Raw genomic sequence first — 7,813 nt, forward strand, 5'->3', positions numbered from 1 at the left:
CGGCCACGGCCCGGAAGCAATCGCACTCAGCATTGCCGCCGAGTTGCAGGCATTCCTGCATCGCTAGCCCGGGTTGGTGATCACGCCCGCTATACTGCGCACATCCGAAACCGGGGAATTACGCTTGAGCTCGATGTCCCAATCCGACACCGCGGCAATCCACAATTTTGACGATGTCCAGGCACTCGCTTCAGCCGACATGCGCGCCGTCGACAGCTTGATCCGCAATCGCCTTGCCTCCGACGTGGTGCTGATCAACCAGATTTCCGAGCACATCATCGGCAGCGGCGGCAAACGCCTGCGCCCGATGCTGCATCTGCTCGCTGCGCGCGCATGCGGCTACGACGGCAACCAGCACGTGCCACTCGCCGCCCTGATCGAATTCATCCATACCTCGACCCTGCTGCACGACGATGTGGTCGACGAATCTGATCTGCGACGCGGGCGTGAAACGGCGAATGCGCTCTGGGGCAACGCGGCCAGCGTGCTGGTCGGCGATTTTCTCTATTCGCGATCGTTTCAGATGATGGTCGAGCTCGACAACATGCGCATCATGCGCATCCTCGCCGACACGACCAATCGCATCGCCGAAGGCGAAGTGCTGCAACTGCTGAATATCGGCAACGCCGATACCAGCGAGCAAGCCTATCTCGACGTGATCGAACGCAAGACTGCCGTGCTGTTTTCCGCAGCCACGCGTCTCGGCGCCGTGCTCAGCGGCCTTCCCGCGGAACAGGAAGAGGCAATCTCGCAATACGGCCTCGATCTCGGCTACGCCTTCCAGATCGCCGACGACGTCCTCGACTACGTCTCCGATGCCGACACCCTCGGCAAGAACATCGGCGACGATCTCGCCGAAGGCAAACCCACCCTGCCGGTCATCCACGCCATCGCCAACAGCCCGCCCGAACAAGCCGCCAGCCTGCGTCGCGCGATCGAATCCGGGGGCCTCGATTCGCTCGACAATATCGTCGCCGCCATTCGCGATTCCGGCGCCATCGAACACGCGCGGGGACGCGCCGAGCACTATGCACGATCGGCCAAGTCGGCGTTGTCGGATTTGCCGGACTCGGCGGCGCGGGATGCCCTATCGCTGCTTGCGGACTATTCGGTGAACAGGAGTTCCTGATTCGAGTTTTGTGTGTTGATCTTTACGCAGCTTCGCGGCGCAAACATCAACAACAAAGTCACTGGACCCCTGCCTGCGCAGGGGCGAGGAAAGGTGTGAGGCGAGTGATCAGCGTCAGCTCAGGCGCCGCCCAGACGCTCCATGCGATAACTTCCATCCAAAACCCGTCCAACCCACTCCTGATGCGACAAATACCAATCCACGGTATTCGCGAGACCGGATTCGAAACTTTCGGCCTGGCGCCAGCCAAGTTCGCGCTTGATCTTCGAGGCATCGACCGCGTAGCGGCGATCGTGCCCTGGTCGATCTTTGACGTAGGTGATCAACGATTCGCGCTTGCTGCCATCGGACAGCGGCCGACGCTCATCAAGCAAGGCACAGATGGTCTTGACGACGTGGATGTTCTCGCGCTCGGCATCGCCGCCGACGTTGTAGACCTCCCCCACTCTGCCGATCTCGAGGACGCGCAGGATCGCGCTGCAATGATCCTTGACGAACAGCCAGTCGCGCACGTTGCGACCATCACCATAGACCGGCAAAGGCTCACCCGCCAAAGCCTTCTGGATGATCAAGGGAATGAGCTTTTCCGGAAACTGGAACGGACCGTAGTTGTTCGAACAGTTCGTCGTCAGCACCGGCATGCCGTAGGTGTGATGAAAGGCACGAACCAGATGATCCGAGGCGGCCTTCGATGCCGAGTACGGGGAGTTCGGCTGATAGGCCGTTTCTTCCGTGAACTTGCCGACCGGACCGAGCGAGCCGTAGACCTCGTCGGTCGACACATGCAGGAAACGAAAGGCATCCTGGCGGTCTAGTGGCAGCGCGCGCCAGTAGGCCAGCGAACATTCGAGCAAATTGAGTGTGCCGACGACATTGGTCTGGACGAATTCAGCCGGTCCATCGATGGATCGATCAACATGCGATTCGGCGGCAAAGTTGACGATCGCAATCGGCTGGTGCGCAGCAAGGATCGCCTGCACATGTTCGCGATCACCAATATCACCATGCTCAAACGTGTAATCCGGATGTGTGGCGACATCGGCCAGCGTATCGGGATTGCCGGCATAGGTCAGCGCATCGAGATTGATGATCCGATAGCCGCCCAGTGCGAGCACATCGAGGATGAAATTGCCGCCGATGAATCCGGCGCCACCGGTGACGAGAATTGTTTTCATTGCTGTTGATTTTCCAGATTGGTCATTGCGCGGCTATTGCTTCTCACCCTGCACATCATTCTTAGCCGTCGCGCATGTGCCTCATGCTATCGCGACTCGAAGGCACGGGCGAGAATCATGCTGATTCGGCGTCACCCGTCCGCAACGCGTAGAACTCGGTGACGAATGCGTCGAAACGGGCTTCCTCGATCGCCGAACGAATTCCGCGCATCAATTCCTGATAATGAAAAAGGTTGTGGATCGTCGCGAGCTGGCTGGCAAGGATTTCGCCGCAACGGTCGAGATGGCGCAGATAGGCGCGGCTGAATCCGGATCGGCAGGTATAGCACTCGCAACCTTCCTCGATCACCCGCGTGTCGCGAGCGAACTTGGCGTTGCGGATGCGCAGGGTTCCGTGACGCGTGAACAGGAATCCGTTGCGCGCATTGCGCGTCGGCATGACGCAATCGAACATGTCGACACCACGTCGGACCGATTCAACAATGTCTTCGGGGCGACCAACTCCCATCAGATAGCGCGGTTTGTCCCTGGGTAGATGCGGCTCGATCATCTCCAGCGTTGCGTTGCGCTCTTCTTCGGGTTCGCCAACAGCGAGACCACCGATTGCATAGCCGTCGAAGCCGATGTCGATCAGGCCATCGGCGGAGCGCTTGCGCAGATCGGGATAGACCGAGCCCTGGACAATGCCGAACAGGGAGTTCGGATTCTCCAGTTCATCGAACGCGCGTCGCGAGCGTTCCGCCCAGCGCAGGCTCAACTCCATCGAATCGCGCGCGACCGCTTCTGTGGCCGGGTATGGCGTGCATTCGTCGAAGATCATCGCAATATCGGAATCGAGCACATGCTGGATGCGCATTGATTCCTCGGGACTCAGGAAAACCTTCGAGCCATCCACCGGCGAGGCAAAGGTCACACCTTCCTCGGTGATCTTGCGCTTGTGCGCCAGCGAGAAAACCTGGAAACCACCCGAGTCGGTCAGGATCGGCTTGTTCCAGCCGATGAACCGATGCAGGCCGCCAAAATCACCGATGACATCTAGCCCCGGGCGCAGGAACAGATGAAAGGTATTGCCGAGAATGATCTCGGCACCGATCTCCTCGACATCCCGCGGCGTCATCGCCTTGACCGTGCCATAGGTGCCCACTGGCATGAACGCCGGCGTCTCGATCGTGCCGCGGTCGAAAGTCAGCCGGCCGCGGCGGGCGTTGGAGTCGGTGGCCTGGAGAGTGAAGATCATGAGAAGGGAGTGGGGAGTGGGGAGTAGGGAGTGGGAAGAGCCAAGCTGAGCTCAACGCAAGCCACGAAATTCTCGGTAAAAACACCGCTCGCGATCGAGGCATCGCTATGAACATGAAACCGCAATCCAGGATAACGCCGCGAAGGCTGAAGCCTTTCCCACTCCCTACTCCCCACTTCCCACTCCCGCTCTCAACGGCCAAACCAGCATCGCATCACCATACGAAAAGAACCGATAGCGCTGCGCCACGGCGTGGCGATAGGCATCGAGGATGAATTCGCGTCCGGCCAGTGCCGAGACCAGCATCAGCAGGGTCGATTCGGGCAGATGAAAATTGGTCAGCAGGCCATCGATGCTGGTGAATCGGTAGCCGGGGAAGATGAAGATCTGGGTTTCGCCAGCGAAGGGTTCCAGCACGCCATTGCGACTGGCGCTTTCGAGCGCACGCACGACGGTGGTACCGACGGCGATGACGCGGCCACCGCGGGCGCGCGTGTGGTGGATCTTGTCAACGAGTTCGGCACCGACGTTGAGCCACTCGCGATGCATCGTGTGCTCTTCGATCTTTTCTGTGCGCATCGGCTGAAAGGTGCCGGCACCGACGTGCAGGGTGATGTGGCCCGATTCGATGCCGCGCGCGGCGAGCTGATCGAGCATGGCCACGTCGAAATGCAGGCCGGCAGTCGGTGCTGCGACAGCACCCGGTTCGCGCGCGAACACGGTCTGGTAGCGCTCGTTGTCGGCGGCATCGGGCGTGCGCTCGATATACGGCGGCAGCGGCATGCGACCGAGCTTGAGCAGCAATTTTTCAAGCGGATCGGCTGATTCGAAGCGCAGGCGGAAAAACTCGCCATCGCGGCCGAGCACGCGTGCAATCGTGCCATCAGCCAACTCGATCGCCGCGCCCTCTTTCGGCTTCTTGCTGACGCCAAGCTGTGCCGTTGCTTCATGCGAGCCGGTCACCCGCTCGATCAGGATCTCGACCGCGCCACCAGTCTGCTTGCGCCCGAACAAGCGCGCCGGCAACACGCGGGTATCGTTGTAGACGAGCAGATCGCCGGCCTTGAGCAAGTCGGGCAGCTCACGGAATTGCCGGTCCGTCATTGACTTGCGCTCCGCATCGAGCACGAGCAGGCGACTTGCCGAGCGTTCGGCAAGCGGCTGCTGGGCAATCAGCTCAGGCGGCAGATCGAAATGGAAATCCGATTTCTTCACGACGGCAGGACAACAAAACGGGCGCGCATTGTAGCCGACAGGCACCGCCACGAGCTCGATCGGCTACAGCCAGCCCTTTTGTCGCGCCATGCGATAGGCCTCGATGCGGTTGCTCACGCCGAGTTTGCCGATCGCCTCGGAAAGATAATTGCGCACGGTCCCATGGGAAAGATTGAGCTGGCTGGCGATGTCGCCTGCGCCCATGCCTTCACCCGCCATGCGCAGCACCTGGCGTTCACGTTCATTCAACGGATCGGCCTCGGACCAGGCATCCACAGCCAGTTGCGGATCGATCGAGCGCCCGCCGCGATGCACCAGGCGCAAGGCCTCGGCCAGATTTTCCGCCGGCGCATCCTTGAGCAGATAGCCAACCACGCCGGCATCGAGTGCACGGCGCAGGAATCCGGGCCGGGCAAAGGTGGTGACGATGACCACCTTGGTCGCGAGTTCCTGGCGACGCACGCGCTGAGCCAGTTCCAGACCGGTCAGTCCGGGCATCTCGATGTCGGTGACCAGCACATCCGGGTTCAATCGCTGCAATTCACGCCAGGCACTCTCGCCATCGGCCGCTGCGCCGACCACTTCAATATCGGATTCGAGGCTGAGCAGTGCCGACAAGGCACCTCGTACCATGGCCTGATCTTCAGCCAGCAACACTCGAATCATGGTTTGTGGATTTCCTGAGCGTTCGCAGATGTGCGCGACATTGTGCCTCGAACGACCCTCACTGACCGACTCAATGCGAAGCGAGCGAGGATTGCGCGGTGGAAACTGCCAATGTCAGGGTCGATTCGGTCAGCTCCATGTCGACTTCGAGTCGCGTTCCCTTGCCGCGCACGGAATCGATCCGCAATCGTCCACCGAGTGCCTCGACGCGTTCACGCATGCCCTTGAGTCCGTTGCCGGCGACGATGGCACTTCCACGGCCATCGTCTTCGATGCGCAAATGCAGATCGCCTTTGCGCGATTCAACAATGACGGAAGCCTTGCGCGCGCGTGCATGGCGCTGGATGTTGGTGATCGCTTCGCGCACGACCAGGGCCAGCACAGTCTCCTGCTCAACGGAGATCTCGACCTCGCCAAGCGAGTAGTCGAACGAGATGCCATCGGATTCGAGCAATTGCCGCGCCGAGGCCAGCTCGGCGGCAAGGCCCGCTGCGCGAATTCCGCTGACTGCTCGACGAACCTGAGCCAGCGCGTCACGGGCGACGCGCGTCACTTCGTCCACTTCGTGGCGCGCAGCCGCAATATCGCGATCGATGAGCTTGCCAGCCAATTCGGACTTCAACGCAATCAACGACAGCGTATGCCCAAGCAGATCGTGCAGATCGCGACCGATGCGTTCGCGCTCGGCCAGTGCGGCCAAACGCCTTACCTCATCATGCGAGAGCTTCAGTGCGGCACGTTTGCGCGCGTTCTCGTGATAGAAGTGATTGCTGAAGAAAACCGCCAGAGTGATCGTTGCCGTCAATGCAAAGACAAAAATCGGCGTACCGAACCAGACGAGCTCGAGCAGGAAAACACCGAGCATCACAAGCACACCGATGAACTTTCTGAGCAGCCCGGCTTTGATGAAAGCCGTGAATGCGCCCGCATAAATCAGGTAGGTATTGGAATAGACGTTGAATGGCAGCAAGGCATAGCCAAGCGCCGCCATGCCAAGCACGCAGAAAATTTCACTCTGCAATCCCCTGCACCGATACGACTTGAAATAGATCGGCAGAAAGATCGCGATCGACAACAAAGTCGGCCACAGCTCGGTTATCGGAAACCCCGACATTTTCAGTGAGCCGGAATAGCTGAACAGCAATGGCATGAACAGAAAAGCGAGGTAGCCCAGGGTGAAAATCGGCATCCAGCCGAGCTGAAGCTCTTCCGGAATCAGCCGCGCGCGAATGCGCAATAGTTTCGACATCAATGATCTGCTCATGATGGCTGTCTCCTGTTCAACGCAACTCTACCTGATCCACTTCGAACCGATAGTCACCGACGGGCAACCCGGCACTGAAGCCGATGCCGCGCAGCATGCCTGGATTCGCCCCGGCAAAATCGGCCAGTGGCACGCGAATCTCTTTCCATTCGGGTCCGGCGACAAAGCCTTGCATCGCCGGCATGCCTTGCTGATCTTCGCCGGACAGCAGCAAGACGCTGTACTCGCGCCCATCGCCACGCGCCTGGAAAACGATCTCGCGGCGTGAAGAAATATCAACGGCTCGCATCGGCGCGGATCCGGGAAAGAACATCGCACCGGCCCACGGAAACGCAAACCCTGGCTCGATCCGGCCACGGATCTCAAGCGCGCCCGCACTGCCGTTGGCACCGTCTGCAATGCGTTTGAGGCTTGCCGTCGATGATCCGCCCATGAGGCTGTCGGTACTCGGCTGCCAGCCAACGCCGAAGTTTGCCTCGATGGATTCCCCGTCAAAATCACTGATCGTCGTCGCTTCGGTACCCGACTCGATGACCACTTCGGATTGAGCGGTAGCAGAAGTATCAACCACGAAGCCATTTTTCCAGATCGTTTCGATGGCGCGGCTGGCGCGAATATCTTGCGACGGGTCGCCGTCAACCAGAACCAGATCGGCACGCTTGCCGATTTCGATCGTTCCGCGGTCCGTCATCCCGAATACCTCTGCCGGAACCGAAGTGGCGGCGCGCAGCGCCTGCTCCGGGCTGAGCCCGGCTTGCACCAGCAGCTCCAGTTCACCGTGCAGGCTGGCCCCGTGCGTCGTGCCGGGATTGCCCGCATCGGTGCCGGCCAGGATTGGAATACCCGTCGCATGCAGGCGACGCACGTTGTCGATGGCTAGCGTGGAATCTGCCGACACCTTGTCGAGGGCGGCGAATTTCGCTCCAAGGCTGGCCCGCTGTCCGCCACTGAGGTGGGAGCTGATGCGCGGATCTTCGAGCAGGCTGGTCGCATCGCCTGGCACGGATGCATGTGACACCACCGAAAGCGTCGGAATGACAAAGATCCCATGTTCTTTGGCGAGCCTGAGGAAGGCATTGGACACCGGCTCGTCGGCGAACACATGAGCCAGGCCATCGACGCCAGCC

7 protein-coding genes are annotated in these 7,813 nt (G+C 60.3%); 1 reads left to right on the forward strand and 6 read right to left on the reverse strand.

Annotation, left to right across the window (positions count from 1 at the left end):
• Positions 1–133: 133 nt before the first annotated feature.
• Positions 134–1,129: a polyprenyl synthetase family protein gene (locus tag VFN25_RS02880; RefSeq protein WP_325138631.1), complete on the forward strand. Its 996-nt coding sequence runs from the start codon at positions 134–136 to the stop codon at positions 1,127–1,129.
• A 119-nt stretch (positions 1,130–1,248) separates the two neighbouring features.
• On the opposite strand, the gene rfbB is transcribed toward VFN25_RS02880, so the two are convergent.
• The 6 genes from rfbB to VFN25_RS02910 all read right to left on the reverse strand — a co-directional run.
• Positions 1,249–2,304, reverse strand: coding sequence for a dTDP-glucose 4,6-dehydratase (gene rfbB, locus VFN25_RS02885; protein WP_325138620.1), 1,056 nt, complete (start codon positions 2,302–2,304; stop codon positions 1,249–1,251).
• Between the two features lie 115 nt (positions 2,305–2,419).
• Complete coding sequence (gene tgt / locus VFN25_RS02890; protein ID WP_325138622.1) at positions 2,420–3,541, reverse strand: tRNA guanosine(34) transglycosylase Tgt; 1,122 nt, start codon at positions 3,539–3,541, stop codon at positions 2,420–2,422.
• A gap of 165 nt (positions 3,542–3,706) precedes the next feature.
• Entirely contained in the window at positions 3,707–4,756 is a 1,050-nt protein-coding gene (gene queA / locus VFN25_RS02895; RefSeq protein WP_325138633.1) for a tRNA preQ1(34) S-adenosylmethionine ribosyltransferase-isomerase QueA, read from the reverse strand.
• A 63-nt stretch (positions 4,757–4,819) separates the two neighbouring features.
• Entirely contained in the window at positions 4,820–5,422 is a 603-nt protein-coding gene (locus VFN25_RS02900) for a response regulator transcription factor (protein ID WP_325138624.1), read from the reverse strand.
• 70 nt (positions 5,423–5,492) lie between these two features.
• Positions 5,493–6,686, reverse strand: a complete 1,194-nt coding sequence (locus VFN25_RS02905; RefSeq protein ID WP_325138626.1) for a sensor histidine kinase — start codon at positions 6,684–6,686, stop codon at positions 5,493–5,495.
• A 16-nt stretch (positions 6,687–6,702) separates the two neighbouring features.
• Positions 6,703–7,813 (reverse strand): CIA30 family protein (locus VFN25_RS02910; RefSeq protein ID WP_325138628.1); only part of this gene is annotated, 1,111 nt, incomplete at its 5' end.

The organism is Dokdonella sp. (assembly GCF_035703485.1).
Taxonomy (GTDB): Bacteria; Pseudomonadota; Gammaproteobacteria; order Xanthomonadales; family Rhodanobacteraceae; genus Dokdonella.

Bases quoted from the DNA above. Each gene is read 5' to 3' on its own strand.
- VFN25_RS02905 (WP_325138626.1), bottom strand. From the start codon at position 6,686: ATGAGCAGATCATTGATGTCGAAACTATTGCGCATTCGCGCGCGGCTG.
- VFN25_RS02900 (WP_325138624.1), bottom strand. From the start codon at position 5,422: ATGATTCGAGTGTTGCTGGCTGAAGATCAGGCCATGGTACGAGGTGCC.
- VFN25_RS02880 (WP_325138631.1), top strand. From the start codon at position 134: ATGTCCCAATCCGACACCGCGGCAATCCACAATTTTGACGATGTCCAG.
- tgt (WP_325138622.1), bottom strand. From the start codon at position 3,541: ATGATCTTCACTCTCCAGGCCACCGACTCCAACGCCCGCCGCGGCCGG.
- rfbB (WP_325138620.1), bottom strand. From the start codon at position 2,304: ATGAAAACAATTCTCGTCACCGGTGGCGCCGGATTCATCGGCGGCAAT.